Consider the following 25,408-nt stretch of genomic DNA (forward strand, 5'->3'; position numbering starts at 1 on the left):
CTCCTTTTATTGATATACTAATAGGTTTTTCTTATCAACTATTCCTCTATATCTCATAGTTTTATGCTTTACTACTGGGTCAGGTATATCTGCAGCAAATTCTCGTCTAAATCCTATCGAACTCATTTTCTCATCTACTGCCTTGGCTATAGCTCCTGTACTCCTTCTATGCCATATGTCTATTTGTATCACTATTTCAGTTAATACCTCATTTCCAGATTTTAAATAATCCCTATTTAATAATTCATAAAAAGATATATGAGGTAGCTTACTCCAATCTTTAGGATATGCATCTGAAATAGTAACTCCTTCTATCTCTTTTAATAAATTAAATATTTGTGGCTTAATATCGTACATTACTTTGCCACTCTCCTTATTTCCTTTTTTAATTCATCTTTAACTATTTTTTTTATCTTCTTTTCGTTCTGCTTTAATGCAGGATAAAGATAAGGCTGTGGTTTCATACCTGCCCAATCTTCTCTGTAGGATAAATTTATTTTATCCTTAGTTTCTATATCTGCTGCTTTCCCTCTTTGACCTGTCCCAAATTCAACATAAGCAGCATATTCCACATTTGTACCTACTTTGCCTATAATCTTTCCTCTTTCTTCTTTCACAGATGATTTTATACTATTTCTTAATCTTCCTGTATCTACTTGACATAAATCTTTAGCGTCTCCCTGTACTAGTCTAGCAGCTTTACCTATTCCTCTTTTTAATGCCTTTTTGCTGTTGCCACCTAATGCATTAAGTTTTCTTAATAACCTATCTAATCCCTGTATGCTCATTTGTTCACCTTCTCTAAATCAACTACTTTATGAGTACTATATTGTTTTATCGCAACTACCTTGTAATCCGGTTCATTAGTAGGTTCAACATTTACACATATCCCATCAGCTTCTTTTATATCAACATTATTTTCACAGTACATAGTAAGCATATATTTAAGCCTTTCCCCATATATTTCAGCTGCAATTTTGCCACCTGCAGGTTGAATATTGGCTTTTATAGTGGTTCCTATTTGCTCATAACCTTCATAAGTTGTACCATCAAAATCTTGTAATGGTACTCTTTTCTTCAATACATATATTTTTAAATCTCTTTGCCTTAATCGCATATACTCACCTCGGCAATCTTCTATAAGCTAAAATCTTTTTCATAATATTTTTAGGAATACCTTCCTCAAAACTCCTACTTATTCCACCTTCGCCATGTGATGTTTGGCCTTCTATCCCTCGCTTATTGTAATATATAATAGCAAGTTCTACTTGTGTAGATAGTAGCTTATCTGGTATTTCTTCTAAATGAGTTAATTCTAATATTTCATTCTTTGCATCTTCTAAATACAAAATTAATAAATCATCTTGCGATGTATCTCCTAAAGATATACCTAACTTTATTTTCATTTTATCTAGTAGCTCCACATTATCACCTACCTAAAGCAAAGAAGGCTACTATTTATTAGCAGCCTTCTCTTTAGTAGCTTTATTTGACTTTTTCTCTTTCTTCACATCTTCCTTTTCTTCAACAAAACCTTTATTTATGAGCTTTTCTTTTTCATGCTCTGTAGACACTATTTTGACTACATTACCTCTTTCTAATTTAAACATTCTACTTCACCACCTATGCTAATGCTTCTTTGATATTAACTCTGATAGCTTTAAATTGATTGTCTTTAATCCATAAATCGTGATATTTTCTATAATCAATCTTCCAAGCATCTGCTCTTTGATTAGTATCTGGTTCAAATATTCTAATTTTATCAGTTTTTGATACTGCAATAGGTGCTGATTTTGGACATATAATCCAGTTGATTGTTTTAGCACTAGTATCTGGTACAAATCCTCCTGCTTCTTGTCCTGAAGTTTTTCCATCTCTAAAAATATATTTTGTCTTCATTCTGCTAGATGGTACTTTGATTATTGGATTACCGTCTATTCCCTTTACTTTTGTCTTAACTTCTCCTCCAAAATCTATTACACTTAACTGCTTTGAAAGTTCTTGTGAATTTTCCAATATCATAGCTATATTCATATTCATTGTAATAACAAGTGGAATTTCTCCAGCTATATCATAAATTGCGTATATATCTTCTTTTAGCTTTGTTAAAATATCATCTGCACTTGGGGTATATCCACCGACTGCAGCATTCTTTGCTATAGCTTCAGTTGCTATCTTTGAATATCTGTAAGCATCGATTTCAGGAATAACATGTATTCTCTGAAACTCTCCCATTACATTTGCAGCAGTTGCAACAAAATTTGTTTCATCTACATCCATTCTGTCAAGCTGGAATGTTCTACCTCTGTCTTGTGTAAGAGTTTTAGTTTGATATGTTAGGTTTACAGAACCTTCTACAAAACCATTTGTTCTGTCATAGTCCCCTAGTCCATCCATATCAATGATTGGTATTTTAACCTCATTCCCACCATTATACTTTACTAATCCTGCATTTGCTTCCATCCAGCCAGAAGTAGCTAACGCCACCACCTGTTTGTCTAATTGTTGTTGAAAAATCTTTGCATATTCTAATACATTAGGCATTTAAATCACTCTCCCTTTCTATAATCCTAAATTTTCTTGAATTGTTTTTGTTATTTGGTCTAAATCAGATGTATTTCCTAGGCTAGTACCTTTATTGTTTGGTTCTATCCCACTTATAGGCTGTTCAAATAAATCTTTATAAGTTTCCTTAATAGTTTTAAGTTGCTCTTCTAATCCCTCAACAGTACCATCTTCTTTGATTTTTAGCTTTTCTCTGTCAAACTTGCTCATAAGTAGGTCTTCATATTTAGCTTTATTGTCTTTTAAAGCTATTTTTATTGCATTATCTAATGTAATGTTTTTAATTTTAGCCTCATAATCAGCTGCAGCTTTTTTATTTGCTTCTTGTAAATCTTTAATCTTCTGTTCTAATTCTTCATTACCTTTTACCTTATCAGCAAGCTCTTTAAGTTGTTTGTCTCTTGTTTTAATATCATTTTCTAGTTGTTTCTTTGCTTCGTTTACCTCATTAAATTTTTCTTTTGTTATAAAGTGTTTTGGCAGTTCAGTTTTAATTGATTTAAGTACCTCGTCAACCTTTTCCACTCCTGCTTTTTCAAGTATTTCTTTTAACCAATCCATAATATCAACCTCCATAGATTTTTATAGTCGCTCTCCGACTTGGGAGTTTCTTTGTTCTTTATGTTCTACAAAGTTTTAAAAAGAGCAATAAAAATAACGCTTTTCAGCGTTTTAGTGACGATTTAAACTATATTTTTTAATCATCATTCTTATTTCTGCAATTCAATAATTTTAATGCTATTAACGTCATACATATGATTAATGTTATTTGTACGCTTGCAGCCATTATTATCTCACCTCTTTTCCGGCATAATAAAAGCACCTACTATCTTGTTTAGTAAGTGCTATTTATTCAACAATTTCAATTTTAGCTATTTCATTTTCATATATCTCATAATCAATGTCACCAGCATCTATTGTTATACTTGCTATTTCAGGTTCGTTGTCTAATTCTTGAGTATACCCATTACATTTACCCTGAATTGTCTCACCTTCTATACAAGTTACTTTAATTTTTTTCCCTACATATTCCCATAGCTTCATATTATCTCTCCTTCAATGTTGGTACTATATGAGTACCACTTTTAGAATAATGAATAATAAATTTATTCGTAGGTGTTTTTTCACCTGTATTATTATTAACATTTACACCTATTTCTCTATCAATTATTATTAACTCTTTTTTATTCCATTCACCTTTCTTATTAAACTGTAATTTCCCAGTCCCAGCATATTTATTAACAAGTTCTTGTGCCTTTTCAATAGAAATAGTTAAATAGCTTCTACCATCAATAAAATTATTATGTCCTATGATATGTTTTCCTTGTTTTCCTTCATGTATAGTCTTATCTAACAATTCAATATACTCTTTTGCTTTTTCTACAGTATCAATTTTACTTTTCTCTAGTTTAATAAGCCCATAACTTCGCTTAATTTTACGCCATCTTTCAATATCATTATACTTCAAATCCTGGAATTTATCAAAAGTCTTTACTGGCATATCTTTTCCTAAAACTTCTTTGTATCTCTTATACTGCTTCTTATCACTTGCCTTATTTATTAATTTCTTTTTCATTATTTCAGCTTGGTCTTTTCCGTATTTATCTACAACATATTTTTGATACCATTCTTTATAATTCATGTCCGCAGGTACTAAATAAGTTTTACCTGTCTTTGGATCTCTTGCTCGTCTTTTTATTCCTTTTAATGTATCTGGACCTAAATAAGCTCTTGTAGTACTTCTGCAAAATGGATGCATTGGCGGCATGTTTTTTCCCGCTACTCCATCTTTAACATTAAAAACTTTTCTATCTAATGACTGGCATATAGTACTTGTTCTATTATCTAATGTAGCAACATAGATATATTTCTCTATACCACATTCCTTATAGCTTTCCATTTCTGCAGCATTAGCCATGTAAGTTGTTTCAGTTCTTACTAGTCGTATAGCAGCGTACTTACCATACTCTGTGTACTCTTGTAATTCTCTAGCCATCTTATCAATACTTTTGCCACTCATAAAACCAGATGTTATTATCTCTGTTAATTTTTCGGCTAATACGTCAGTATTGTGCCATATTCTTTCCGAAAAGTGTTTACCGCTCCATGGATTTTTTAATATAGTCTCTATAGTTCTTGTAGACATTGCAGCTATATCAAAACCTATACCCAATCCTTTTTGTATGTCGTATATTTGTTTGTAATACGCTTCATTAATTGTATCTATATACTGACTTGTAGAAGCTCTTAGTTCTACATCTGCTATCATTTTAGACTGTATATATATATCTTGCTTTAATGCTTCTAATCGTGTTATACGTGCTTTATAAGCTGGGGCATTGAGTATACTTAATAATCGTCTTTTTATATCTTCATCTTGAATATGTTTTATTTTGTTTCTGATTCTATTTAATTCTTTTACAGATATTTTGCTGTTTAATAACTTTCTAGCTTCCCTAGGAGATAACTTCCCAGCTGTAGAAAACTTATCGTATATTTTTCTTATTTCTTCTTCTATGTCTTTGACAGCTTTATCATATGCTTTAGTTATTGTCTCAATTGTTCTATCACTATTTTTGTGATAAATAGCCATTCTTTGATTGGCTCTGTTCTCCCAATACTTACTATTCTTCATCGTTACCATCTACTTTATTGAAATTATAAGAACCAAATGTTTTAGCTGCTCTATCTACTTTTTCTTTTCTTTCTTTTTTAAGTCTTTTTAATTCAGCCTCGACATCATCTACCCATGGATGGTTCGCTATAATAGTTTCTTCTGATATTACATCTTGTGAAGCCACACAGTTGTTAATTGCTTCTGTTTCGTTTATTTGAATATCTCTATTGAATATAAGTTTTACATCTTCATTGTAGTTACCCTGTCCCGTTTCTGATAGATATATATTTACAAAATAAAGTAATTCCTCAAATGCCCTCCTAAATTCTACTTCTAAATGATTGCACTTTAAATCAAGACCGGAATATAAAAACTTTAGAGCTATTCCACTAGGGTTATTGCCAAATTTGTCTAGGTCCATATTTACGCTTTGTCCAAACTCTTTAATATCTCTTTTAAGCTGTTCAAAATGTTCTTTTGCTGCTTGAATGTCTATAGATGGATTAAGTGTATCTACTCCACCATATTCAGGGTCATCTATTTTTACGGCCCTATAATAGTTTAAATCTCTCATGAACTCTGCAAGGTCTTGCCCACCGTAACCTTTTAGGATATAAATTAAATTTTTAGTCTCTTCGATAAAGTTTGCTATATCGCTTCTTGTTTTATCATAGTTATCAATTAGCGATTTAATAAATCTTATATCGGGATATTCTAACCTATTATTTTTAAATGCTATAAATGGAACTTTACCCCAACTCTTTCCTTCCTCGCCTTTTTTATAGTGCGGAATTGGACCACCTTCATGACTTTCTATATCTCGTATTAAACTGTTGTCTTTTAAAATATAGAAATTCACTTCATTATCGGTATAATATTCTACTTTAGTAACTGTTTTCTTCTCTTTACCTTCATAAACAATAACATTGTAATACCTAATCATGCCATCTAATTCTGTGTGAGTACTATCTTTCCAAAGCGGTACACATTGTTCTGAAGGAATAATCATAGTCTTAAATTGCCCTTGTTCATCTATATATACATAAAGCCATGCTATTCCTTTATTACTTGCTTCCGTTCCTAGATTTGCTAATGTATACTGAAAATATTTACCTAGAACATTCTTAATCTTTTCTATGTAATCTTTATTATCACATTGCAATGAATAATCTTTAGTTAATAGATAAGCTATTTTTTCATCTACTAGATTTTTAGCAAATCCATGAGCTAACTTGTTATTCGCTTTCGTTTTATCTGTAACTGCTCCATTTTCTGTATATCTTAATATTTGTCTATCGAAGATGTCATTTTCTACTCTGTAGTATTTATCCCCTATTATCATCCATTTTCTTTTATCTGAAGCATTAAATTCTTGTATTTCACCCAAAAGTATTTCTTCTATAGTCATTATGTTTATATCGTTTTTAAATAAATTAGAAAAATTAAACATGTTTCCACCTTCTTTATTTGAGTATTTTAAGTCCACTATTTCTCATATCGTCTTCAAGTGCATAGCGAACAGCATCTATGCTATGATTATTTTTATCTGGATAATTAGCTTTAAAATTACCTTCTTTGTCTTTTTCTAACTCATAATTAAGGAATTCTCTAGCTGTATTAGGACATCTTTTAGGGTCAATTATAATTTCTTCTAAATCTTGTAGAAATTTAATTCCGTAATCTACGCTATCTGGACCCTTCTTAGCTCCTTTAATCCTTAACCCATATTCTTTTAATTCTGCTATAGATTTTGGCTCTGCACTATCAGCTACAATTAATTTGTTGCTTGTATTCTCCTGTTTAATTAATCTTGCTGCTTTTCTATTGCTTAACCCAACTTTGTATATCTCATAAAAAATATATAATCTACGTCTAGTTTTATCGTAATGGCATACAACATAAGCAAATGGGTCTACTGCATAACCAAAGTCAATTCCTCTTTTAATCCTGTCAAATCTAGCTATTTCTTCATCTGTAATTTCTCTTTTAGTTACATTAGTAAATACTTCTCCACCTGTACCAGTAACTTCTCCTAAATACTCATGTCTATATGCTTTTTCATTAACTTTTTTAAGATGTTCTGCCTCAATAAAAAACTGTTCCCCAAGCCATTCTTTAGGAACAGTTAAATAAGTACTATGGTGTACTTTTCTATCAGGATATTTAATTGTAACTTCATTATTAACCCAATTTCTTTGACTATCTGGTGGATTGAAAGAATAAAATACATCAAACTTACTTCCCCCACGCAGTAAAGACTGATTGATAATTCGAATTTCTTCCATTCCATTGAATTCATCAACTTCTTCATACCATACATAACGAATATATCCAGACTTAACCTTGATTGATTTTATTTTTTTTGGTTTATCTGCTCCCCTAAATATAATCCTCTGACCTGTCGGAGCATAAATAAGTTCCAATGGACTTAATCTTGCTATCCAGTAATCCGAAACACCTAATTTATCTATAGCCCATAGCAATTGTTCATAAACGCTATCTTTTAGATTTATGCCAACTTTCCTTAATGCTACTGCATGAGTACCAGGATTTTTCATAATACCAAGAATGATTTCAATACTTATAAATGATGACTTAGTAGAACCACGACCACCTTTCAGCCAATAGTGAGTATATCTGTTATTCTTAATGTCATTATGAAGTTCATAGAATGAGGGTGCTATTAACTCTGACAGCTTAATTTTTTTCATTTTTATCTTCTTCCTCTATGTCATCAATTATTTGTATAGTCGCAACTCCATCAATTTGTTGTCTTTCTGTCCACATTGCATATCGTTTACCTAAAAGTTCTGCAGCTTTAATTCTCTCTTTTGCTGATACTTGTTTCTTTATAATTCTTGCTTTACTTTCAAAATCTCCTATATTTTCAGTTACAACCACTTCTTCTTTTTCTTCTCCTCTCATTACACTAGTTAGGTATTTTAAAACCTCTTCTGCTTTGGCTATTCTTTTATCTTCAAGCTCTTTAAGCTTTTTATCAATATAAGTTTTAATGTTAGGTTTTGTTAAGTTTTCGGCACCAATAAATCTTGCTGTTTTTTCACTATATCCTGCTCTAATAGCTGCTTCAGTAGCGTTACCAGTTTCAATATAATAATCACAAAATCTCTTCTGCTTTTCTGTTAGCTTCACATCACCTCACCTACCCTTTTATTTTTGAGCATGAAAAAAGAGCCACATGGGCTCTTAATTATTATTAATATGCTAACTTATATTTTCTATATAATTTCTCTAATTCTTTTATTTGCATTTGTAATTCTTTTACTTCTTCTTCTTTTAGATTTTGAATAAACTCTGATAATTTAGAATTACTGTTTTGTGCGTTAAATTCAGCAATCATAGATATTTTTGTTACTGCACTTTTAATTACTTCCTTATCATTATTTTCTTTAATTATTTTTTGAAAATCTGAAATTCTGCTATAATCATATGTATTATTTATTATACTATAGTTTTCTTTGCAAACTGCTATTAACATGTCACCTACATAATAAATGTACGGAATTTTTCCTCTTAATTTTTCGTATAAATTCATACATCCATCCCCCTCCCTACTTCCATTATTCTCCATAGGAAAAGGTAATCCTTCACAAATCGTTCGCAAATTTCGACATAAAAAGAGTGCAGCCAGCAGCCACACTCTAGAAGGGGGAACTATATTATACAAGTAAGTAATACTTAAACCGTAGGTTGATATAATATATTAATTCTATTTCCTACGGAGAATATATCATATAATACAGTAGCACCCTGTATGGGTGCCTTTACTATAGCAGTGAATATATCACTAAGCTCTCTAATTTAAACTTATCACAACTAAATTTCTTAAGTAAAGCAACTAAAACGCAACTATTTAGCAACTGGCTCAACTTCAATTGCTTCTACACCAAATAATGCAACTGCTAACTTATTTATAGCTCTATTTTTTATCTCTCTACACCAAAATTCACTATACTTAGCTTCATAAGCTATTTCAAACCATTGTTTAGTTTCAAAATACCTTTTTTCTATTATCTTCCTTTCTGAATCATTTAATGTTTCTAATGCTTTTTCTATTCTATTTACTAATCTTTTAGTTTTCTCAATTCTATTTTTCAAAATCTCTTTTTGACTTATTATGTGTAGTGCTTCATTTTCAACAGTTTTATTAATCTTATATGTAATACCAGTCTTTTCGTTTTCGTAGTTAATAGCAGTTGCTCCTACAGGTTCTAATTCTTTCAATTCTGTTTCCATGTTTTCTATGCTAATTTTTAAAAATTTATAGTTATACAAGAATTTTTCTGTTGCTTTATAGTAGTTCATCTTATGCCCCCTTTGTTTCAGCTTTAATCTAACGTATAATGTCAAAATATTCTTCAAATGTTTCTTTGCATATTTCAATCCAAGCTAAATCGGTATCACTATCAATAGACACAAGTCTAATGTCTCCACCAATAAGTCTAAAATCACCTTCATCATCATTAATAGTCCACTTACTTCCCATTTTTACAACTTTATATTCGCCTGTATCAAATCCATCATCATTAACTATTGGTATTATAAAATTTTTTATACATTTTATCATTTTCGTCACTTATCCTCCTTAATTTTTAATAAAAAGATGTACTCATCAGGTATATCCTTATGTCCATTTGCCATTCTTCCAAATTCTTTTTCAGGTATGTCGCATAACTTAGCTGCTTCTTTGTACGTGTATCCTCTATATCTACATGCTTCTCTAATCCTTTCCGGAACTATAAAATCTACTTCTTCTATTTTGGGTTGATATCTTACTATTGGATTAAAATAACTCATATTCTCACCAACTTCCGACTAAATCTTATTTTAACAACACTAAAGATATTGTAATAATTTTTCTGCTATATCTTTTCTTACTAAGTTTACTAATACCCCTTGATGAAAATTGCTATATTCTGCACTTATTGTTATCAATAAATTATTTTCTTCTGCCTTATTTGCTAATTCCTTTAATTGTTCTATTGTAAAATTTTCAATTGGTCTAGTTTGAATATGATTGCAACTTAAAACATCTTTTATTATTTCATTAATCATCTTTACCCCTCACTTTCCTCTAGTATACCAACTTCCTTTAAATAGTTTTTAATTGTTAACATTTCTTCGATAGTATAGGGATTTGCATTGGCGTATTTTAGGTTTGACGCAGGGTTTCTGTAAACAATTTTAAAACCTCTGTCTGTTATTAAAAACTGTGTATGGTATCTTTCAATTTCACGACCGTCTAGTTTTACGTCATATTTTACAATTGCAAAATTATAATTTGTTTTGCTTTCATCCCATGCCACAACTTCAATTCTATTGTCTCCCCAAGACGAACCGAAACACAGCTCTGCTAATTTGTTGATTTGCTCTTGAGTTAGTTTTAGGGGGTTATTCAATCGCATGGTTTTAGTTCTAAAAAAACATAACTCAAACATATATTCACCTCACAAAATCTTATTTTAGTTACATTCGATAACCATATTCTCTTTCGTATTCTTCTTCAATTTCAGCACATTCTATATGCCAAAGTTCGCACCAGCACTCACTTGTTTCGGGATTGTCTATACCATTTTTATATATACTGCCATTATTTATATCTTCTTTAGAAATTAGTTCTCCACATAAGGGACAGTAGACATCTTGTTTATCAGTATCAATTATTTTCCCTGTTATGGTTTTATATTTCATAATTAACATCCTCCTTTCAGCATTAATATCTTAATTCTCGATTGATAATTAAATCTTAATATTCACCTCGCAAAATCTTATTTAAGTGTAATCATTTAGTTACTTGTATTTGTTCCTAAATTATGTTATAATTTACCAATTAATAATATTTTTAGGTGGTGTCCCTATGGATATTAAAGAAGCTTTCTCTTTTAAAGGTCGTATTAGCAGAATGAATTATTTTTGGTATCAACTATTTGTAGGTATTCCAATAATATTTCTTCAAATTTTATATAATGTTTTTTTAGCTGATAAAATATTGTTAGCATTAATTGTTCTTGTTCTTCATACACCTTTAAGCATAATTCTTATTTGTAAATCAATACAACGTTTACATGATATCAATATTTCAGGAAAAGTTATTTTGGTTCCATTTGTAATTGTTTTTCTTCATGTAATTACACCTAACTATAACTTTCTTCCTTTTTTAATGGTATTTCAAGTGTCTTTATTATTAATAAGAGGAACTGAAGGCTCTAATAAATATGGTGAAGCACCTCTCGAATGAAGTTATGATTAATATGATTAAGAAGTTGTCATGTAGGCAATTTCTTTTTTTGTACTAACATTTTAATTTATTATTGATAGTTAACTCTTATTTTTCCTACCGTTCATATATCCACCAATGCATTACTTCTTCAGCAGTTTTCCAATTAGTTCACTTCCTTTACAGTGATTTCCGTTCTAGGGTTTTTCTTATCATAGTTCCCTTTTAAATTTAGCTGTATATTCTCAAATGAATCATCCTCTAAAATCCCACACTTAGTTAATCCATCTAGCAAAAACTTTCCTGAATAGTTATCTGGATCTCTTCTTTTTCTATCACCAAAGAAATACTCAATTATAACCTCAGCCTTTTTAAATGGCCTATTAGGACGCTTTTTAATTGCTGACCTAACTAACCACTCCCATTTTTGTTTTTCTACTCGATATTCATGGAAGGAATGGCTATTCCCCATATATTTGTTATTAGATGGTGGTATATCAAATATAATTATTTTTACTTCATTCACTAGCCCTCACCACCTGTATAACCATACCAAAACGATTTATTTTCTCACTTTCCCATTTATCAATAGATTTTTTATCGAAAATTTTTTCTAGCTGTTTAATCATTATCTTTACATCTGCAATTTCTTCTTCAACATTGCCCGTTCTGCTAATAAGAAACTTACAAATTTCTTTTTGTAGCTCTGAAAGTTCTTCAACTGCCTTTATAAGTTGAATTTCCTTCCCAAAAACCTCAATAGCTTCTGCATATATGTCCAACTTTACGCCCCCTTTAATTCTTTTAAAATCTTTTTAATATGCCTACTTACTTTAGACTGAGCAATACCAACTTCATTAGCAATTTGTCGCTGTGTATAACCGCTAAAATATAATTTTATAATTTTTTGTTTTCTTTCTGGCATATTTTTAATTTTGTTTTTAATTCTTTCAATCTTTAGAATATTGATTATCTTTTTATCTAAATCAAAGCTACTATCAAATAAATCTAAAAATTCAATCTCTCTGTTTTCTCTATTACTATAAATTAAAGAATTATAACTTAATACAACTAATTTCTTTTGACTTCTCTTAACAAATTTTAATATTTCATTTCTAACTACAAATTTTGCATAATATCCAAATCCAATATCTCTTTCAGGTTTATAGCTTTTGTAAGCATTCCAAAGACCTATTAAGCCAATTTGAAAAAGTTCATCATATTCATATTGATATTCATATTGTTTTATAAATGGTGTTATCAATTTCCCGATTAAAGGCTCATATTTTTCAGCTATTTCTTCAAACGTCATTTCTTTATAAAGATTTTCATTAACCTTAATTCGCTTCATAATCTTCACACCTTTTTTGACATCTTACTTTTCGATAAGACTAAACATCTTTCTCGTTTTCTCTGTTCCGTATTTATCTATAAATAAACTTAAATTTTCTTTCGCAAGCTCTTTTACATCAAATTCTTCTGCTATGCTTGGCATGTAATACTCACTTTTTCTTTTATCACAAGATTGCCCATCATACCTGTATTTGTTACCATTAGAGCATGTACAATGAGCTGCAAATTCGTATATATAATCTCCGATTTTTTTCTTGTAAAGCACAACTCCTTGGTCTAGGCATATAGGACAATTTATCTTTCTAGACATTTTTCATCCTCCAGTCTCTCCCGTTCATCACAACCGGTTCACACATTTCAGATAGTCTTGATACGATTGCTTTGCCTTTTTCACCTAATTTTGCTGCCAAATCTCCACTTCTTAAGTTGGTTGTAACAACTAAATGTTTTTCATCTTCATACCTTCTATTGATTATTTGATAAATTAGTGATGATGTGTTTTCAGTCGCATTTTCTTTTCCTAAATCATCAAGTATCAATAAATCTACTTCAGTCAAAATTCTTATTACATCACCTTCTGTTATTTCTGACCTATAGTTGTAAGTAGATTTAATTCTAGTTATAATATCAGTGATGTTTCCAAAGATAACAGAATATAAATTTCCCATAAGTTTATTAGCAATAGCTGCTGCTAGGTGTGTCTTCCCAGTTCCATAAGGACCAACAAATATGAGCCCTTTTTCTCTTTCTTTGAAATTTTGTATAAATTCCAAAGATTTTTTGTAAGCTTCCTCGTTATCCTTATTGACTTTAAATAAATCAAAAGTTCTTTTTTTAAATCTCTTGCCAAGTCCACTGTTGTTAATAAGCTCTTCACGCTTCTTTATTTCTCGTTTTGCAAGTTCTTTTTTAGCTTCTTCCTCGTTTTTTTGTATTAAATCCCTAAGCCATTTATCATAATCAAATTGTTCCATTTAACTCACCTCACCATAATCCCTCATACTGTTTGTAAAGGTCCTCTTTATCGTCATAAGTTTCAATTTTCATTGGCACTACTTTCCCTTTATTTTTCTTATCCTGGTAATCCCTTAAATGAGCTATTACGGCTTCTTTTGTAGTTAATCCGTTACTATGCCAACTTTGAAGTATTTTCTCAATATATTTGATATTTCTAACCCCACTTTTTACAGATTCTCTAATTGCTTCAATAATTACACTTGCTTCGACTTTCTTTAACCACTCGGATAATATTTCACCTTCAAGTGGTGCAATTGGATGAATATTTTTGTTAAATATATCAACTATTTTTTTAAAATCATTGTTAGTTAACGATTCACTTTCCTGCTCGGTCCCTTTTTGTTGTTGTTGATGTTTATTATTGTTTTTGTTTATGTTTAGTTTATTTAATGTGCTACTACTGTGCCCTTTTTGTGTAATCATTTGTGCCACTTTTGTGTCTACATTTATGTCTACATTTGTGCCTACTATTTGACACTCAAATGGAATTAGTCTATATTTTCCTGCTTGATTACCCTTGCCTTTTTTATATTCAATTAATGATTTTTGTACTAACATATTCCTTGCTTTATCTAATCCTTGTCTTGATAATCCTGTCATGCTTTGGAGTACTATATTGGCCACAGTAAATTCTTCAATCCAGCCTGCCTTATTGTTTATGGCCATAAGAGCATGCCATAAAGCAATTGCACCTGTTGATAAAGAATTATACATGAGCCAATCGTAGAACTCTCTAAGCTCTTTGATATAGTTCAAACTACTATCACCACTCTTTTTTAAATCTTGAGGTCTAATTTATATGTATATAAATAACTATTAATACCAATACTAATATTAGTGAAAATATACTCAATTTTTTGATTGTAATTTTTTTAGCTCTGAGGGGAGCTTGTCCCCTCTCAAGCCTAATTAAATCTGGTCTTTGCATCTTCAATCACCTACTGTTGAAATGGTGTTCCTTTAAGGTCATCAATAGTTTGTTGACCTTCTAATTGTTCAGAAGCTTCATTTACATCATCTGCATCTTCAACTGTATATTCAGCTTCAAATACGTTTTCATTTGGTACTTCTGACATATTTTCTGCTATATTAGATTTAATTGTTCCGTCTTCTGTTACTTGCCTTACAAACTCTACTTTGATTGGAGCATATTTTAAAACTTTTTTAAGTACAGTTTTCTTTGCCATTTCATCAAAATTATTTGTCCATGGGCTATATTTGCTATTGTAACTCTGGCTATACTTTTTAGCGTGAGCTATAATATCTTCTTTGCTCATTACCTCAAATCCAAAACCACCGTTAACTAGCTTAAATACTGCATAATAAGCTATAACTTCTCCTCTATCTTTTGTGGCAGGTTTATGAACTAAATTAGGTTCTAGTCCAAACTCATATTCAAACACATCATTTTCATAAACTTCTTTAGCATAGATGTTTGCAAACTCCCCACTTCTGTAAGCTAAATCAATAAGCCCTTTATAACCAAGTTGAAATTGAACTTCCATAATCCCTTTATTTTTAAAAGGAATTAGATAAGCTTGTCCTAATGGTGTATTTGGTTCAAGTCCTAACTGTGCTGCATTCATTAAAGCTCCCATAAAACTTTTAGGAGTACATTCAGCTAATTTTGGATTTACACTTATTGCAGTTAGAGCCATTCTTGTAAATCTTTCAGGAGTTATTACAGAAGGTAGTGCTTTTTTTATTTCAGGCTCCATAACCTTAATCCAGTCCTTAATTGTCTTAGGTTTGTTACTACTAACTTCTTTATTTGCTCTATTTACTAATGCATTTTTAACTTTACTACTTGCCATATTATTCATCCTCCTCTAAATTAACTAATTCAAAATAAGCATATTTTGTTTTAATCTCATAATTACTGTATACATCATCAATCCAGTCATATTTTTCTTTGCGCCATGCAAAATAATCTTTAACCAAATCATCAATTTCATATAAGTCAACGTTAAGTTCAATAATAGGAAAAGGTTCTTTTTCTCCATTTGGAATTTCTCTTACAATTATTGCCCCAGCAATTTTATTTTTTATAGCTTCAAGTTCTTTATAAGCATTTCTAAGCATATCTAAATCTTTAAGGCTAATAGTTACTTTTGCATCTTCTAACATCTTTCATAACCTCCTATTTAATCTGAAATCTTCTATACAAACTTTTCTTAGTGTACTGATTATATAAGTCTGGATAATCTTTTTTAAAACTCTTAGAATCAAATCTATTTGAACTGACAGTTTTCCATGTTATCTTTCTGTCTCCAATTAGAGCTAGTTCGTTTTCTCCCATTTCGACTTGTATTTCCTGCTCTATCTTCTTCTTTTCTTCATCTAACTTACTCATTAACTCTTTTATTTCATCTAGTCTTTGAAGTTTACTTTCAAATTTTTTAGAGCTAAGTTCAATAATGCTTTCAGGTTTAGATGTTGGATACATTTCTTTGATTATCTCTGCTGCTGCACTAGAACCATCTGGAGCAGGCATCTTTCTAGGTAATACATGATGGTGCCAGAAATTATATTCTATTTGCATTAAACTAGTGATAATATCTTCATCACGTTCAATTCTCTTATATATAAACTTTTCATTACCGATTAATACTGCTATCCACCAAGCCTTATAACCTGTAACCATCATGTAATGATGACATTGAATTTCATAGTGTGGTGGTATTTCTTCTTCCCATTCCTTCTTAGCATAGGAATTTGTAACTTTACACTCTAATCCTTCATCTCTACCAACTATAAGCCTATCTACATTTGCTAACATGAATAAATATTTAGGGTGCTGTAGTATTGCATTTTTACGTCTTACTTTTAATCCTGTTGCTTCACAAAATCTCTTAGCCACATAATCTTCTAAGTCCCTACCTATTCTCATTCTTTCGTTATCCTCTACTGGTTCTGACTCACCAATTTTATCTAAATAAACTGCTATTGGACTTTTCCAAGGATTCATACCACAAATAGCTCCTGCGTCACTTCCACCAATCCCTTTTTGTCTATGTTTCAACCATTCTTTATAGTCTATATTTAAAGTATTTACTAAAACATTAGCTTGCATATTATCCCTCCTACATCCTATGAGCCACATTCTCACGAATGGCCATTTGATATTCAAAGCCTTGGTCTATATCAACTGTTCCTTCCAGCTCGTCTAATTTCTCATTGTAGAAAAATATCACTTCATCAATTAATCCTTCTAATTCTGTCAAGAGCTCTTCCTCGTCTCTATCATCAGTAAGTAATTCAAATGCCTTATTCATGTTTTTAAGTTCTTCTATCCTCTCGATTATCTCTTTCTTGTTCATATTTCCACTCCTTTGTGGTATAATAAAATCGGTTGTATATTTTTTGTGGGCCAATTTTAGGCTCTCTTTTTTGTTTTTGCTAATCTAGTTCTAAGCTCCCTAACTTTACCTTTGAAAAGTATGATTTTCATTCTTTTCACCTCTTTTCCGTCTTTGTTTTAAACCCATTTTTGACAAAGCTTTATCTACAGTACAATTGCTGTTAAGGCAAATAAATAATGCATACCAATTTGCTTTTAAATCATTTAGCTCTTTTTTCATCAATTTACCTCCTGTTCTTTTTTTAATCTTTCAATAGCTTTTTTAAGTATTAAACCTATCTCACTAATTTCTTCATCAGTTAAATAAAATGCTAAACTCCTCATTACAACTAATAATTTTCTAATTTTGCTAATATCGGTCATGCTTGTCCTCCCCTAACTAACTTCTTGAAATTGAATTTGATTATTACAATCCTCAATTTCTCTTAATAATTTTCCTTGTGCTTGCCAACTTTCAAGATACTGTTTAGCCTTTTCAAAGTCTTTTTTAAGAGTATTTCTATAGCTGTCAATTTGAAAATAGTCTTTAAAATCTTTCCATACACTTGAAAAGGTCTTTGTTCTTATACTCCTGCTCTTATAAGCTGGTGTATTTTTTCCTCCTAAAGCTTCTATAGCTTTTTTCTTTGCTATATCCTGTAGCTGTTTTTGCTGTCCAAAGTCAATCGTCATGTTATCTTCAAGATGTGCTACTCTATTTTGAATATCTTCAATTTCATTAACTAACATGCCAACTTGTTGATTAACTAATTTAATAGCTTGTACACCTGTTGTTGAAATTAATTGAGCTTGTCCAGTTCTTAAACTCTTTAATATTTTTCTAACCCATGCTCTAAATTTTTTAGCTTTCTCTGTTTTTGCTAACATTGTTACTTCGTAAATACCATCTTCGGTAAATACTCTTGTTTCTCTAGTTCCTGATTCCGTAATCAATTTGATTACGGAAGAAAACTCTTTATTTTTAAGATATTCGTTTCTGTTTACTAAAGTTCCAATGCTTACTCTAGGATTTGAATAATCTAATGCTTGTCCTAACTGTTCTGCAGTCATAAATATTTCATTATTATTTCCTCGATAAAAATCACATGTTACATTCCCAAACTTTTCGCTTTTAATAATCTGTAAATTTTTCATTTGTATTCCCTCCTTGTCGAAATTTGTATAAAGGGTTTCGTTCCTTCCTGTAGAAATATGAAACTGTAGTAAAATTTTCTTGAGCCTGAACTTTATTTTCAATGAAAGGTTGTGAACCTATGTTATATACAATCAAATGTCCTGAATGTAGGATTGAAATTCCTATAGAAAGTAAATATCTAATTAATAAAGAGCAAATTACTTGTCCTAATTGCGACTATAAATTAAGTAATGAAACTCTAAATAATCTTAAAAACATTGATAAAGCAATTTCGGAAAATAGTAAAAACCTAGATGATTTTATCTCAATTAAAATTGAAGGAACTATAAAAGGTTCTTCAATTGCGATTTTAAAATAGTTTAAAATACTTAAAACATCTAAAATTATTAAATTAAAGTTCAGGCTCATCTTTTATATCTAATCACAGGACAAAATTTTAATCCTTTTATACAAGCTTCTAATACTCTAATAGCTTCTGATACTAAGTAGTTATTTTCATTAAACATATTTAATATTTCTACAACCATATCTTTATCTCCACTATCTAAATCTAATTTCAGTTCTTCCTCCACAGCATTAATAAAAACACATACTTTATTTTTGTATTCTATAACTTCATTTGAAAAATCATTTTTCATCTTTCTTCATCCTTTCTTCCTTATTCTTATGTATTGTCAAAATTTGTTTGAAAGTTTTCCTCTCTTCTTTCAGTTTAATCTCTTATTATTACTTTACTAACTTCTTCCATCAACCCTTGATGTTTCAAAAACTTTTTAATGTCATCATAATCCTCACTATTAATACCAATTGACTTTATTTCACTTAAATATCTTTCTGTTGCTTCTTTGAGAAGTCGTATTCTTTTTTCTTCTTTTTGGCGAAGCTTCTCTCTCCATCCATCTTCCCTTAAATGTCCGAAAAACATTTTCTCACCTCCTTACCAAAATCAGTTCATCTCTTTCTTTTCTGAGCTCTTCAATTCTGCTTTGAATCTTTTGAAGTCTTATTTCAGCTTCTGTTAGAATCTGTTTCATAGTTTTCATCTCTACTCAATGCTCGCCTTCCTATTTCTTCAATTCTCTTTATAATTCTCTCTATATCTTCTTTTGTCTTATCTTTATAAGCATCATCATGTATTCTTATTGTTGTATTGCCTAACTTGTATTCAGCAACTATCACTCTCTCCACCTCCTCACTAAATTTTATGAAAGAAAAAATTTGTCCTATGATTGATTTTGATTGATTTTTATTTGGGAATAATATTGTTAGGCTAATTTATTTATATCTTCTTGTTTCGTTTCGTGACGTTGTGTGTTAAAAATTTTTTCGTAAGGTTTTTCAAAAAAATCAATTATTTTGTTAATTTCATATTGTGTAAAAGGATATTTGCCATTTTCTTTTCTGCTATAAGTTATCGGTGAAATATTTAATAATTTTGCCATATCCTTTATACTTATTTTTCCCGCTAACCTTAAAGTTTTTAGATTAATATTCATTCTATCCCTCCTTCTTTGTCACATTATGCAACTTCTTATCTATTATTATAATGTCACACTTTGAAAAAGTCAATACATTTTTTTTAAATCATTATCATATTTTTTCATTTTGAAACATATATTTAAAAACTATTCTTTTTGTGACATAATTATTGTAAAAAGAGGTGATTTTATATGACTTTAGGCAAAAGATTAAAAGAACTAAGACTAGAAAACAAAAAAACTGCTGAAGAAGTGGCAAAAATTTTAAGCATTGGTCGTTCAACTTTATCTAATTACGAAAATGATATTAGGAAACCCGATTATGATACTTTAAAAAAATTTGCAAGTTTATATAATGTAAGTTTAGATTATCTTCTAGGAAGAACAAATAACAGAAAAGGTATACTAAAAGTAGAAGGCAATTTAGATAAAAATAATATTAAATATAAAACTTATAATGAAATCATAAAAAAATTAGAACAAAAACTCATAGAAGAAAAAATTATAAAACCTAATTCTCCTATACCTAATGATGTATTTGAAAAAATATTAAGGTTTGGACAAGAAGCAGCTATAGAAATTCTGAAAACACGAAAAAAGCAGGATGATTAAAAATCATCCTGCTTTTTACAACTCATTAGGCTTTTTTATTTTTGTTATTAACTTATCTATGTAATTATCTATTTCGTTATCTTTTAAATTTTTAATTGATACTAATAATTTTAACAAATTATCACATATCTTGTTCATCTTATTTCCCCCTTCAACTAATCCCCAGCGGCGAATACTCGAATACATGTTCGGTTATTTATATTTTAACATTTCTCTTTTTTAAATTCAATAAAAATTAGAAATATTTTCTGTAAAAATATAAAAATTTTGATATACTTAAATAAATCTTAATAAGTTTGTCTTGATAAATTGTTACTTTATAATACTATTCAAAAATGTTATATTAACTATGAGAGATGTAAATGAAGAAATAGAAAATATTAAAGAAATAGAACTTGGTTTTATATTAACTACGAGAGATGTAAATTCACGAAAGGGTGATTATGATGTCAAATGAAATATTGCAACAACTATTAAATGAAGTAAAAAATATTAATAAAAAATTAAATTCAATGGACGCTGAAATTAAAACTATTAACCAACGTCTTGAAAATTTAGAACAAGGTCAAAATCGTATTGAACAAAAACTTAATGTAACTCACGACCAAGTATTTAGAAATACAGAAGGTATTAACTCTATTAAAGAAGAACTTGATACTATCGAAGCTGTCACAAAAGAAAATCTTTATGATATTGCTAAGTTAAAACTTATTAAATAAACTGGACTTTGTTCAGTTTATTTTTTTTAATTGTGTTTCTATTCTAATTTTTGACCTGTCACCTTTATAAATAAATAAAGAATATATATTATTTTCATTATTGTTTATGTCCAAGCACTGTTTACTTACTGTTTCCTCACTGTTACTTTCATTAGTTTTAAAAAGTTGATAAATATCGTAATTTACTACTTTATAGTATGTATACTTTCTGTTATCTTTTTGTTTCTGTATAAAAATAGAACATGTATTCGATAATAAAATGTCGAATAATTTATTTTAAGAAAAATTTTTGTCTGTTCGACAATATTTTCAAGATTTTGACATAATAATTTTTATATAATTTAAAGGAAACTAATGAAAGGAGTTGATAAATTTGAAAAAATTTTTAAAATGGTTAGGAATTGGATTTGTTGTTTTAGTAGTTATAGGAGCTATAGCTGGAGGTGGTGATAATAATTCAACTGAAACTCCTAAAACAGAAATACAAGAAACATCAACTAATAAACAACCAGTACAAAATAATGAAGAATCTACAAAACAAGAAACTAAAAAGCCTAATTTAGAACTAATTGAACACACTATTAAATCTGATAGTTTTTCCAAATATGTTGTTGGAACAATAAAAAATAACACAGATAGAAAATATGGATACGTTCAAGTTGAAATTAATATTTATGATAAAGATGGAGCACAAATAGGAAGTACAATGGATAACATTAATAATTTAGCTCCCGGTGCAACATGGAAATTCAAAGCTCCAATCTTAGAAGATGAAGCTGCTAGTTATCAAATAATAGATATTTCAGGATTTTAACAGTAAAGCTGCTTATATAGCAGCTTTTGTTTTTTTGTTAATTCGACAATTTTTTCTAAATTTCAACATTATTATTTGATATACTTAAATAAATCTTGATAAATTGTTACTTTACAAATGCTACTTAAGGAGGTTTTTTATGAACAATATACTAATATCAACAGGTGATATAAAAGACAATTATCAAATTATTGACACTATCTTTGCAATGGATTCTCATAAAGAAAGTTTTTTTAAAAATGCCGACCCTAACAAAGCTTTTAATAAAGTTAAAGAACAATTAAGACAAGAATGCAAAAAAATTGGTGGAAATGCTGTTATTAATTGCTTATTTGAATATCGTGTAGCCCTTGATTCTGGTTTAATAGGTTCTAAACAAGTAATTGAAATATTTGCTTACGGTACAGCCGTAAAAATTTTATAATTATTACATAATACTTCTTTTTATAAAAGATTTCTAAAATTTTATATTAACTATGAAAGATGTAAATTGGTAAACATATTCCAGCAGTGAATACAGTAATTAAGTTTTATATTAACTATGAGAGATGTAAATATGGTTAAAAAGAATGTGAATATACATCTTGTAAAACAAGATAATTCTTGGATAATAAAAGCTGATGAAGATTTAGCAAATGCAATTACTGGAAATTTAATAGAAATGGCTAAAGCCTTTGGTAACTAATTTAATTTCAAAGCTACTTTCGAGTAGCTTTTATTTTTTCTGTAATTCGACAAGTTTTTTAGGATTTTGACATGCAAAACATTGTATAATTCGATTTAAAAAGGAGGTGGTAAATTTAGTTTGGATGCATATGGAAATATTAGAATATTTTTAAATTATCCAGTTTAAGCTTTCCCCAATATGATATAATATAGATATAAATATTATGTTGCGGGAGAGATTATTATGAATAAAACTAAACTTATTAAATCAGTATTAAAAAATCAAAAGAAAGCTATTAACAAAAAAACAGAACTCGAAAAGGAATTTAACAAGGAGTGGAACAAATGGGGGAATATTACGAAAAAGGAAATAAAATTCCTTTGATTTATTTTATGTATAAAGATATTGAAATGATTAACTCTTTTTATTCTCAAGTGTTTAGTGGAAATTTAATTGGTATTAATAAATCTAGTAGTTCTGAAATAGCAGTAAGCACTGAGTTAAGTTCTGAATTAAAGGTTTTTAATGCTGCTAAAAATACTAATGACATGAATTCTCAAGCAATTGAACATAATATAGACCCTCATGATTCAAAAATTATTGATTTATTTAATGAATTGTCTAATAATCTTGAAGAAAAATCATTAGAAGAATATGAAAATGGACAACTTATTAAGCTAAAAGGGTCTATAAAAATAAGAAATTTAGATGCAATACAAAATGCATTGCCTATCATGGAATCACTAGGATTGTTAGAAGAGTTAAAAACACCTTTAGATTTTCCTCATAAAAAAAATAAAAAATATAATTTATATAAGCTTATTAAAGAAACTTTTAATTTAATCCCAAAAGGTATTGAGCTTGAAATTAAAACTTCATATAATGAAAATATAATTGGGCTAATAAAAGAAGAATATCTAACATACAAGTCTACTGATCTTCTAAAAGTATTTGGAAGTACACTCCCAGGAGAATGGGAAATGATAGGAATAATAACAAAGAGAAATAAAAATAATTATACTTTCACTTCGAAATCTATGTATAGACAAGCTACTGACGAATTATCTACTTTATTAAATGAATTTATTAATTCTGATGGTCCTGAATACGCAATAATTCCTGTTGTTATTTATAAAAATGTAATATATTAATATTATATATCTAAAGCTACTTTCGAGTAGCTTTTATTTTTTTCTTGCAAATAATATAATTATATTATCATAATATATGATATAGAAAGGAAGTCTAAATTGTATTGTATGTATTTAAGAAAATCAAGAGCCGATATAGAAGCAGAAGCTCGAGGAGAAGGTGAAACTTTAAAAAGACATGAAAAAATTTTGTTTGATTTAGCAAAAAAAATGAAAATAAATATTACTAAAATCTATAGAGAAATTGTATCTGGAGAAACTATATCAGCTAGACCTGTTATGCAGCGACTGCTAACCGATATAGAAAACGGTATGTGGGAAGGTGTATTTGTAGTAGAAGTAGAACGTTTAGCACGTGGAGATACTATTGACCAAGGTATAGTCGCACAAGCTTTCAAATATACTAACACCAAGATTATTACACCAATGAAAATATATGACCCTCAAAATGAATTCGATGAAGAATATTTTGAATTTGGATTATTCATGTCAAGAAGAGAATATAAAACGATCAATAGGAGATTACAAAGAGGTAGAATAGAATCAGTTAAAGAAGGAAAATATTTAGGAACTATAGCTCCTTATGGATATAAAAGAAAAAGATTAGAAAAACAGAAAGGATATACATTAGAAATAATTCCTAATGAAGCAAAAATAGTTAAATTGATATATGATTGGTATACAAGCTCTAATAGAATTGGTGTATCTATCATAGCTCGTAAACTAAATGAAATGAAAATTCCTACTAGAAAAGGTGGAGATTGGACTACTTCTACAATTAGGGGTATACTATCTAATCCTGTTTATATAGGCAAAATTCGTTGGAATTCTCGTCCTCAAATAAAGCAAGTAGTAAATGGAGAAATAATAAAAAAACGTCCACGTGCTAATAAAAAAGATTGGATATTAGTTGATGGTTTACATGAAGCAATAATTGATGATGATACATTTAATCTTGCACAAAAATATTTATCAGAAAATCCAACTCTTCCAATTCCAACTAGATATGTCACTAAAAATCCACTTGCTGGGTTAATTGTTTGCGGTATATGTGGTAGAAAAATGAACCGTAGACCTTATAAAAATTATCCTGATACTCTAATGTGTGTCGGTCCTACTTGCACAAATGTAAGCTCTCATTTATATTTAGTTGAAAAAAAATTACTCAACGTATTAGAAGCATGGTTAAATAATTATAAATTAGACTTAGCTTCTAAAGAAAAAAAACAAGAAAGTAATTTAGAAATAGACATAATAAAAAAATCTATAAAAAATCTTGATAAGGAATTAGAAACTCTAAATAAACAATCTAATAGTTTACATGATTTATTAGAACAAGGAGTATATTCTGTTGAAACATTCTTAGAAAGGTCAAAAATTATAAATGACAAGATTAATATTGTTAAAACTAATAAAAAAGAATTAGAAGAAAAACTAAATAAAATTTATATTACAGAAAAAAACAAAAAGATTTTAATCCCTAAAATTGAAAGAGTAATTGAATTATATTGGAAATTAAAATCTGCTAAAGAAAAAAATGAACTGCTTAAAGAAGTAATAGACAAAGCAATCTATATAAAAAAAGAAGGTGGGCGTTGGAGCAATAAAATAGATGATTTTACTTTAGATTTATATCCTAAATTACCTGAATAATTTTACTGATAACATGGTGGTACAGAAG

At 29.2% G+C, this 25,408-nt stretch carries 47 protein-coding genes; 10 read left to right on the plus strand and 37 right to left on the minus strand.

Annotation, left to right across the window (positions count from 1 at the left end; translation table 11 throughout):
- Nucleotides 1–6 precede the first annotated feature (6 nt).
- The 19 genes from BUA90_RS03375 to BUA90_RS03465 all read right to left on the minus strand — a co-directional run bounded on the left by BUA90_RS03375 (nt 7) and on the right by BUA90_RS03465 (nt 10,894).
- Nucleotides 7–357, minus strand: coding sequence for a hypothetical protein (locus tag BUA90_RS03375; protein ID WP_072965989.1), 351 nt, complete (start codon nt 355–357; stop codon nt 7–9).
- Nucleotides 357–788, minus strand: coding sequence for an HK97-gp10 family putative phage morphogenesis protein (locus BUA90_RS03380; RefSeq protein WP_072965990.1), 432 nt, complete (start codon nt 786–788; stop codon nt 357–359). Before BUA90_RS03380 ends, BUA90_RS03375 begins: the two co-directional genes overlap by 1 nt.
- Nucleotides 785–1,117: a hypothetical protein gene (locus BUA90_RS03385; RefSeq protein ID WP_072965991.1), complete on the minus strand. Its 333-nt coding sequence runs from the start codon at nt 1,115–1,117 to the stop codon at nt 785–787. Before BUA90_RS03385 ends, BUA90_RS03380 begins: the two co-directional genes overlap by 4 nt.
- 4 nt (nt 1,118–1,121) lie before the next feature.
- Complete coding sequence (locus tag BUA90_RS03390) at nt 1,122–1,424, minus strand: phage head-tail connector protein (RefSeq protein ID WP_072965992.1); 303 nt, start codon at nt 1,422–1,424, stop codon at nt 1,122–1,124.
- Between the two features lie 30 nt (nt 1,425–1,454).
- Nucleotides 1,455–1,610, minus strand: coding sequence for a hypothetical protein (locus BUA90_RS12490; protein ID WP_170139273.1), 156 nt, complete (start codon nt 1,608–1,610; stop codon nt 1,455–1,457).
- A 13-nt stretch (nt 1,611–1,623) separates the two neighbouring features.
- Complete coding sequence (locus BUA90_RS03395; protein ID WP_072965993.1) at nt 1,624–2,544, minus strand: hypothetical protein; 921 nt, start codon at nt 2,542–2,544, stop codon at nt 1,624–1,626.
- A gap of 18 nt (nt 2,545–2,562) precedes the next feature.
- Entirely contained in the window at nt 2,563–3,126 is a 564-nt protein-coding gene (locus BUA90_RS03400; protein ID WP_072965994.1) for a phage scaffolding protein, read from the minus strand.
- Nucleotides 3,127–3,414: 288 nt separating this feature from the next.
- Entirely contained in the window at nt 3,415–3,609 is a 195-nt protein-coding gene (locus BUA90_RS03405) for a hypothetical protein (RefSeq protein ID WP_072965995.1), read from the minus strand.
- Between the two features lies 1 nt (nt 3,610).
- Entirely contained in the window at nt 3,611–5,200 is a 1,590-nt protein-coding gene (locus BUA90_RS03415; protein WP_200793475.1) for a polymorphic toxin type 50 domain-containing protein, read from the minus strand.
- Entirely contained in the window at nt 5,190–6,632 is a 1,443-nt protein-coding gene (locus BUA90_RS03420; RefSeq protein WP_072965996.1) for a phage portal protein, read from the minus strand. Before BUA90_RS03420 ends, BUA90_RS03415 begins: the two co-directional genes overlap by 11 nt.
- Before the next feature lie 13 nt (nt 6,633–6,645).
- On the minus strand, nt 6,646–7,893 hold the full coding sequence (locus BUA90_RS03425) for a PBSX family phage terminase large subunit (protein ID WP_072965997.1): 1,248 nt from the start codon (nt 7,891–7,893) through the stop codon (nt 6,646–6,648).
- Nucleotides 7,880–8,335 (minus strand): terminase small subunit, encoded by a 456-nt coding sequence (locus tag BUA90_RS03430; RefSeq protein ID WP_072965998.1) that lies wholly within the window; start codon nt 8,333–8,335, stop codon nt 7,880–7,882. Before BUA90_RS03430 ends, BUA90_RS03425 begins: the two co-directional genes overlap by 14 nt.
- A gap of 64 nt (nt 8,336–8,399) precedes the next feature.
- Nucleotides 8,400–8,738 carry a hypothetical protein gene (locus BUA90_RS03435; protein ID WP_072965999.1) on the minus strand — a complete coding sequence of 113 codons (339 nt, stop codon included), beginning with the start codon at nt 8,736–8,738 and terminating at the stop codon, nt 8,400–8,402.
- Between the two features lie 314 nt (nt 8,739–9,052).
- Entirely contained in the window at nt 9,053–9,508 is a 456-nt protein-coding gene (locus BUA90_RS03440) for a hypothetical protein (RefSeq protein WP_072966000.1), read from the minus strand.
- Between the two features lie 28 nt (nt 9,509–9,536).
- Nucleotides 9,537–9,779, minus strand: a complete 243-nt coding sequence (locus BUA90_RS03445) for a hypothetical protein (protein ID WP_072966001.1) — start codon at nt 9,777–9,779, stop codon at nt 9,537–9,539.
- The gene (locus tag BUA90_RS03450) at nt 9,776–10,000 is read right to left on the minus strand and encodes a helix-turn-helix domain-containing protein (protein ID WP_072966002.1); all 225 of its coding nucleotides are present in this window, start codon (nt 9,998–10,000) and stop codon (nt 9,776–9,778) included. Before BUA90_RS03450 ends, BUA90_RS03445 begins: the two co-directional genes overlap by 4 nt.
- Nucleotides 10,001–10,039: 39 nt before the next feature.
- A complete protein-coding gene (locus tag BUA90_RS03455; protein WP_072966003.1) occupies nt 10,040–10,258 on the minus strand; it encodes a hypothetical protein in 219 nt (72 codons plus the stop codon).
- Between the two features lie 2 nt (nt 10,259–10,260).
- Complete coding sequence (locus BUA90_RS03460) at nt 10,261–10,641, minus strand: hypothetical protein (protein WP_072966004.1); 381 nt, start codon at nt 10,639–10,641, stop codon at nt 10,261–10,263.
- Nucleotides 10,642–10,669: 28 nt separating this feature from the next.
- The gene (locus BUA90_RS03465; protein WP_072966005.1) at nt 10,670–10,894 is read right to left on the minus strand and encodes a type II restriction endonuclease subunit M; all 225 of its coding nucleotides are present in this window, start codon (nt 10,892–10,894) and stop codon (nt 10,670–10,672) included.
- Between the two features lie 166 nt (nt 10,895–11,060).
- On the opposite strand from BUA90_RS03465, the gene BUA90_RS03470 reads away from it, so the two are divergent.
- Nucleotides 11,061–11,441 (plus strand): DUF805 domain-containing protein, encoded by a 381-nt coding sequence (locus BUA90_RS03470; protein ID WP_072966006.1) that lies wholly within the window; start codon nt 11,061–11,063, stop codon nt 11,439–11,441.
- 145 nt (nt 11,442–11,586) lie between these two features.
- On the opposite strand, the gene BUA90_RS03475 is transcribed toward BUA90_RS03470, so the two are convergent.
- From BUA90_RS03475 to BUA90_RS03525, 13 genes are all read right to left on the minus strand, one after another.
- On the minus strand, nt 11,587–11,946 hold the full coding sequence (locus BUA90_RS03475; protein ID WP_072966007.1) for a RusA family crossover junction endodeoxyribonuclease: 360 nt from the start codon (nt 11,944–11,946) through the stop codon (nt 11,587–11,589).
- Nucleotides 11,939–12,202 (minus strand): nucleoside triphosphate pyrophosphohydrolase family protein, encoded by a 264-nt coding sequence (locus BUA90_RS03480; RefSeq protein ID WP_094756707.1) that lies wholly within the window; start codon nt 12,200–12,202, stop codon nt 11,939–11,941. Before BUA90_RS03480 ends, BUA90_RS03475 begins: the two co-directional genes overlap by 8 nt.
- A 2-nt stretch (nt 12,203–12,204) precedes the next feature.
- A complete protein-coding gene (locus tag BUA90_RS03485; protein ID WP_072966009.1) occupies nt 12,205–12,771 on the minus strand; it encodes a sigma-70 family RNA polymerase sigma factor in 567 nt (188 codons plus the stop codon).
- Between the two features lie 24 nt (nt 12,772–12,795).
- Complete coding sequence (locus tag BUA90_RS03490) at nt 12,796–13,083, minus strand: hypothetical protein (RefSeq protein ID WP_072966010.1); 288 nt, start codon at nt 13,081–13,083, stop codon at nt 12,796–12,798.
- Nucleotides 13,076–13,747: an ATP-binding protein gene (locus BUA90_RS03495; RefSeq protein ID WP_072966011.1), complete on the minus strand. Its 672-nt coding sequence runs from the start codon at nt 13,745–13,747 to the stop codon at nt 13,076–13,078. The genes BUA90_RS03490 and BUA90_RS03495 overlap by 8 nt, the downstream gene beginning before the upstream one ends.
- 10 nt (nt 13,748–13,757) lie before the next feature.
- Nucleotides 13,758–14,546 carry a DnaD domain-containing protein gene (locus BUA90_RS03500; RefSeq protein WP_072966012.1) on the minus strand — a complete coding sequence of 263 codons (789 nt, stop codon included), beginning with the start codon at nt 14,544–14,546 and terminating at the stop codon, nt 13,758–13,760.
- A gap of 182 nt (nt 14,547–14,728) precedes the next feature.
- Complete coding sequence (locus tag BUA90_RS03505; protein WP_072966013.1) at nt 14,729–15,604, minus strand: recombinase RecT; 876 nt, start codon at nt 15,602–15,604, stop codon at nt 14,729–14,731.
- Between the two features lies 1 nt (nt 15,605).
- Nucleotides 15,606–15,917 carry a hypothetical protein gene (locus tag BUA90_RS03510; protein WP_072966014.1) on the minus strand — a complete coding sequence of 104 codons (312 nt, stop codon included), beginning with the start codon at nt 15,915–15,917 and terminating at the stop codon, nt 15,606–15,608.
- Between the two features lie 13 nt (nt 15,918–15,930).
- A complete protein-coding gene (locus BUA90_RS03515; protein WP_072966015.1) occupies nt 15,931–16,863 on the minus strand; it encodes a YqaJ viral recombinase family nuclease in 933 nt (310 codons plus the stop codon).
- A 10-nt stretch (nt 16,864–16,873) separates the two neighbouring features.
- Entirely contained in the window at nt 16,874–17,110 is a 237-nt protein-coding gene (locus BUA90_RS03520) for a hypothetical protein (RefSeq protein ID WP_072966016.1), read from the minus strand.
- A 105-nt stretch (nt 17,111–17,215) separates the two neighbouring features.
- Nucleotides 17,216–17,371, minus strand: a complete 156-nt coding sequence (locus BUA90_RS12350; protein WP_159429988.1) for a hypothetical protein — start codon at nt 17,369–17,371, stop codon at nt 17,216–17,218.
- Nucleotides 17,371–17,514, minus strand: a complete 144-nt coding sequence (locus BUA90_RS12355; protein ID WP_159429989.1) for a hypothetical protein — start codon at nt 17,512–17,514, stop codon at nt 17,371–17,373. The genes BUA90_RS12350 and BUA90_RS12355 overlap by 1 nt, the downstream gene beginning before the upstream one ends.
- Before the next feature lie 12 nt (nt 17,515–17,526).
- On the minus strand, nt 17,527–18,285 hold the full coding sequence (locus tag BUA90_RS03525; RefSeq protein WP_072966017.1) for an ORF6C domain-containing protein: 759 nt from the start codon (nt 18,283–18,285) through the stop codon (nt 17,527–17,529).
- A gap of 119 nt (nt 18,286–18,404) precedes the next feature.
- On the opposite strand from BUA90_RS03525, the gene BUA90_RS03530 reads away from it, so the two are divergent.
- Nucleotides 18,405–18,644, plus strand: a complete 240-nt coding sequence (locus BUA90_RS03530) for a hypothetical protein (RefSeq protein ID WP_072966018.1) — start codon at nt 18,405–18,407, stop codon at nt 18,642–18,644.
- A 46-nt stretch (nt 18,645–18,690) separates the two neighbouring features.
- On the opposite strand, the gene BUA90_RS03535 is transcribed toward BUA90_RS03530, so the two are convergent.
- The 4 genes from BUA90_RS03535 to BUA90_RS03550 form a co-directional block, all read right to left on the minus strand.
- Nucleotides 18,691–18,924, minus strand: coding sequence for a hypothetical protein (locus BUA90_RS03535; protein ID WP_072966019.1), 234 nt, complete (start codon nt 18,922–18,924; stop codon nt 18,691–18,693).
- Between the two features lie 74 nt (nt 18,925–18,998).
- Complete coding sequence (locus BUA90_RS03540; RefSeq protein ID WP_072966020.1) at nt 18,999–19,211, minus strand: hypothetical protein; 213 nt, start codon at nt 19,209–19,211, stop codon at nt 18,999–19,001.
- An 83-nt stretch (nt 19,212–19,294) separates the two neighbouring features.
- The gene (locus BUA90_RS12495; RefSeq protein WP_170139271.1) at nt 19,295–19,465 is read right to left on the minus strand and encodes a hypothetical protein; all 171 of its coding nucleotides are present in this window, start codon (nt 19,463–19,465) and stop codon (nt 19,295–19,297) included.
- 86 nt (nt 19,466–19,551) lie between these two features.
- Nucleotides 19,552–19,782, minus strand: a complete 231-nt coding sequence (locus tag BUA90_RS03550) for a helix-turn-helix transcriptional regulator (protein WP_072966022.1) — start codon at nt 19,780–19,782, stop codon at nt 19,552–19,554.
- A 174-nt stretch (nt 19,783–19,956) separates the two neighbouring features.
- Between BUA90_RS03550 and BUA90_RS03555 the strand changes: the two genes are divergently transcribed.
- Entirely contained in the window at nt 19,957–20,376 is a 420-nt protein-coding gene (locus BUA90_RS03555) for a helix-turn-helix domain-containing protein (protein ID WP_072966023.1), read from the plus strand.
- A 15-nt stretch (nt 20,377–20,391) separates the two neighbouring features.
- Here BUA90_RS03555 and BUA90_RS12685 read toward each other — a convergent pair whose 3' ends face one another.
- Complete coding sequence (locus tag BUA90_RS12685; RefSeq protein ID WP_278301875.1) at nt 20,392–20,514, minus strand: hypothetical protein; 123 nt, start codon at nt 20,512–20,514, stop codon at nt 20,392–20,394.
- A gap of 308 nt (nt 20,515–20,822) precedes the next feature.
- Here BUA90_RS12685 and BUA90_RS03560 point away from each other — a divergent pair, with 308 nt between their 5' ends.
- From BUA90_RS03560 to BUA90_RS03580, 7 genes are all read left to right on the plus strand, one after another.
- Nucleotides 20,823–21,095 (plus strand): V-type ATP synthase subunit I domain-containing protein, encoded by a 273-nt coding sequence (locus tag BUA90_RS03560; protein WP_072966024.1) that lies wholly within the window; start codon nt 20,823–20,825, stop codon nt 21,093–21,095.
- A gap of 373 nt (nt 21,096–21,468) precedes the next feature.
- The gene (locus BUA90_RS03565) at nt 21,469–21,909 is read left to right on the plus strand and encodes an FxLYD domain-containing protein (protein ID WP_072966025.1); all 441 of its coding nucleotides are present in this window, start codon (nt 21,469–21,471) and stop codon (nt 21,907–21,909) included.
- Between the two features lie 139 nt (nt 21,910–22,048).
- Nucleotides 22,049–22,333 carry a heavy metal-binding domain-containing protein gene (locus BUA90_RS03570; protein WP_072966026.1) on the plus strand — a complete coding sequence of 95 codons (285 nt, stop codon included), beginning with the start codon at nt 22,049–22,051 and terminating at the stop codon, nt 22,331–22,333.
- 132 nt (nt 22,334–22,465) lie between these two features.
- Nucleotides 22,466–22,594: a hypothetical protein gene (locus BUA90_RS12690; RefSeq protein ID WP_278301879.1), complete on the plus strand. Its 129-nt coding sequence runs from the start codon at nt 22,466–22,468 to the stop codon at nt 22,592–22,594.
- Nucleotides 22,595–22,819: 225 nt separating this feature from the next.
- The gene (locus tag BUA90_RS12365; protein ID WP_159429991.1) at nt 22,820–22,960 is read left to right on the plus strand and encodes a hypothetical protein; all 141 of its coding nucleotides are present in this window, start codon (nt 22,820–22,822) and stop codon (nt 22,958–22,960) included.
- Complete coding sequence (locus BUA90_RS03575) at nt 22,921–23,727, plus strand: DUF6414 family protein (RefSeq protein WP_072966027.1); 807 nt, start codon at nt 22,921–22,923, stop codon at nt 23,725–23,727. Before BUA90_RS12365 ends, BUA90_RS03575 begins: the two co-directional genes overlap by 40 nt.
- 108 nt (nt 23,728–23,835) lie before the next feature.
- On the plus strand, nt 23,836–25,380 hold the full coding sequence (locus tag BUA90_RS03580; protein WP_072966096.1) for a recombinase family protein: 1,545 nt from the start codon (nt 23,836–23,838) through the stop codon (nt 25,378–25,380).
- The last annotated feature ends 28 nt before the right edge of the window (nt 25,381–25,408 follow it).

Source organism: Caminicella sporogenes DSM 14501, from assembly GCF_900142285.1.
GTDB classification, from domain to species: Bacteria; Bacillota; Clostridia; order Peptostreptococcales; family Caminicellaceae; genus Caminicella; species Caminicella sporogenes.

Coding starts and splice junctions, on each gene's coding strand:
- BUA90_RS03375 (WP_072965989.1), bottom strand. CDS start 357: ATGTACGATATTAAGCCACAAATATTTAATTTATTAAAAGAGATAGAA.
- BUA90_RS03380 (WP_072965990.1), bottom strand. CDS start 788: ATGAGCATACAGGGATTAGATAGGTTATTAAGAAAACTTAATGCATTA.
- BUA90_RS03385 (WP_072965991.1), bottom strand. CDS start 1,117: ATGCGATTAAGGCAAAGAGATTTAAAAATATATGTATTGAAGAAAAGA.
- BUA90_RS12490 (WP_170139273.1), bottom strand. CDS start 1,610: ATGTTTAAATTAGAAAGAGGTAATGTAGTCAAAATAGTGTCTACAGAG.
- BUA90_RS03395 (WP_072965993.1), bottom strand. CDS start 2,544: ATGCCTAATGTATTAGAATATGCAAAGATTTTTCAACAACAATTAGAC.
- BUA90_RS03400 (WP_072965994.1), bottom strand. CDS start 3,126: ATGGATTGGTTAAAAGAAATACTTGAAAAAGCAGGAGTGGAAAAGGTT.
- BUA90_RS03405 (WP_072965995.1), bottom strand. CDS start 3,609: ATGAAGCTATGGGAATATGTAGGGAAAAAAATTAAAGTAACTTGTATA.
- BUA90_RS03415 (WP_200793475.1), bottom strand. CDS start 5,200: ATGAAGAATAGTAAGTATTGGGAGAACAGAGCCAATCAAAGAATGGCT.
- BUA90_RS03420 (WP_072965996.1), bottom strand. CDS start 6,632: ATGTTTAATTTTTCTAATTTATTTAAAAACGATATAAACATAATGACT.
- BUA90_RS03425 (WP_072965997.1), bottom strand. CDS start 7,893: ATGAAAAAAATTAAGCTGTCAGAGTTAATAGCACCCTCATTCTATGAA.
- BUA90_RS03435 (WP_072965999.1), bottom strand. CDS start 8,738: ATGAATTTATACGAAAAATTAAGAGGAAAAATTCCGTACATTTATTAT.
- BUA90_RS03440 (WP_072966000.1), bottom strand. CDS start 9,508: ATGAACTACTATAAAGCAACAGAAAAATTCTTGTATAACTATAAATTT.
- BUA90_RS03450 (WP_072966002.1), bottom strand. CDS start 10,000: ATGAGTTATTTTAATCCAATAGTAAGATATCAACCCAAAATAGAAGAA.
- BUA90_RS03455 (WP_072966003.1), bottom strand. CDS start 10,258: ATGATTAATGAAATAATAAAAGATGTTTTAAGTTGCAATCATATTCAA.
- BUA90_RS03460 (WP_072966004.1), bottom strand. CDS start 10,641: ATGTTTGAGTTATGTTTTTTTAGAACTAAAACCATGCGATTGAATAAC.
- BUA90_RS03465 (WP_072966005.1), bottom strand. CDS start 10,894: ATGAAATATAAAACCATAACAGGGAAAATAATTGATACTGATAAACAA.
- BUA90_RS03470 (WP_072966006.1), top strand. CDS start 11,061: ATGGATATTAAAGAAGCTTTCTCTTTTAAAGGTCGTATTAGCAGAATG.
- BUA90_RS03485 (WP_072966009.1), bottom strand. CDS start 12,771: ATGAAGCGAATTAAGGTTAATGAAAATCTTTATAAAGAAATGACGTTT.
- BUA90_RS03490 (WP_072966010.1), bottom strand. CDS start 13,083: ATGTCTAGAAAGATAAATTGTCCTATATGCCTAGACCAAGGAGTTGTG.
- BUA90_RS03495 (WP_072966011.1), bottom strand. CDS start 13,747: ATGGAACAATTTGATTATGATAAATGGCTTAGGGATTTAATACAAAAA.
- BUA90_RS03505 (WP_072966013.1), bottom strand. CDS start 15,604: ATGGCAAGTAGTAAAGTTAAAAATGCATTAGTAAATAGAGCAAATAAA.
- BUA90_RS03510 (WP_072966014.1), bottom strand. CDS start 15,917: ATGTTAGAAGATGCAAAAGTAACTATTAGCCTTAAAGATTTAGATATG.
- BUA90_RS03515 (WP_072966015.1), bottom strand. CDS start 16,863: ATGCAAGCTAATGTTTTAGTAAATACTTTAAATATAGACTATAAAGAA.
- BUA90_RS03520 (WP_072966016.1), bottom strand. CDS start 17,110: ATGAACAAGAAAGAGATAATCGAGAGGATAGAAGAACTTAAAAACATG.
- BUA90_RS12350 (WP_159429988.1), bottom strand. CDS start 17,371: ATGAAAAAAGAGCTAAATGATTTAAAAGCAAATTGGTATGCATTATTT.
- BUA90_RS12355 (WP_159429989.1), bottom strand. CDS start 17,514: ATGACCGATATTAGCAAAATTAGAAAATTATTAGTTGTAATGAGGAGT.
- BUA90_RS03525 (WP_072966017.1), bottom strand. CDS start 18,285: ATGAAAAATTTACAGATTATTAAAAGCGAAAAGTTTGGGAATGTAACA.
- BUA90_RS03530 (WP_072966018.1), top strand. CDS start 18,405: ATGTTATATACAATCAAATGTCCTGAATGTAGGATTGAAATTCCTATA.
- BUA90_RS03535 (WP_072966019.1), bottom strand. CDS start 18,924: ATGAAAAATGATTTTTCAAATGAAGTTATAGAATACAAAAATAAAGTA.
- BUA90_RS03540 (WP_072966020.1), bottom strand. CDS start 19,211: ATGTTTTTCGGACATTTAAGGGAAGATGGATGGAGAGAGAAGCTTCGC.
- BUA90_RS03550 (WP_072966022.1), bottom strand. CDS start 19,782: ATGAATATTAATCTAAAAACTTTAAGGTTAGCGGGAAAAATAAGTATA.
- BUA90_RS03555 (WP_072966023.1), top strand. CDS start 19,957: ATGACTTTAGGCAAAAGATTAAAAGAACTAAGACTAGAAAACAAAAAA.
- BUA90_RS12685 (WP_278301875.1), bottom strand. CDS start 20,514: ATGAACAAGATATGTGATAATTTGTTAAAATTATTAGTATCAATTAAA.
- BUA90_RS03560 (WP_072966024.1), top strand. CDS start 20,823: ATGTCAAATGAAATATTGCAACAACTATTAAATGAAGTAAAAAATATT.
- BUA90_RS03570 (WP_072966026.1), top strand. CDS start 22,049: ATGAACAATATACTAATATCAACAGGTGATATAAAAGACAATTATCAA.
- BUA90_RS12690 (WP_278301879.1), top strand. CDS start 22,466: ATGGTTAAAAAGAATGTGAATATACATCTTGTAAAACAAGATAATTCT.
- BUA90_RS12365 (WP_159429991.1), top strand. CDS start 22,820: ATGAATAAAACTAAACTTATTAAATCAGTATTAAAAAATCAAAAGAAA.
- BUA90_RS03575 (WP_072966027.1), top strand. CDS start 22,921: ATGGGGGAATATTACGAAAAAGGAAATAAAATTCCTTTGATTTATTTT.
- BUA90_RS03580 (WP_072966096.1), top strand. CDS start 23,836: ATGTATTTAAGAAAATCAAGAGCCGATATAGAAGCAGAAGCTCGAGGA.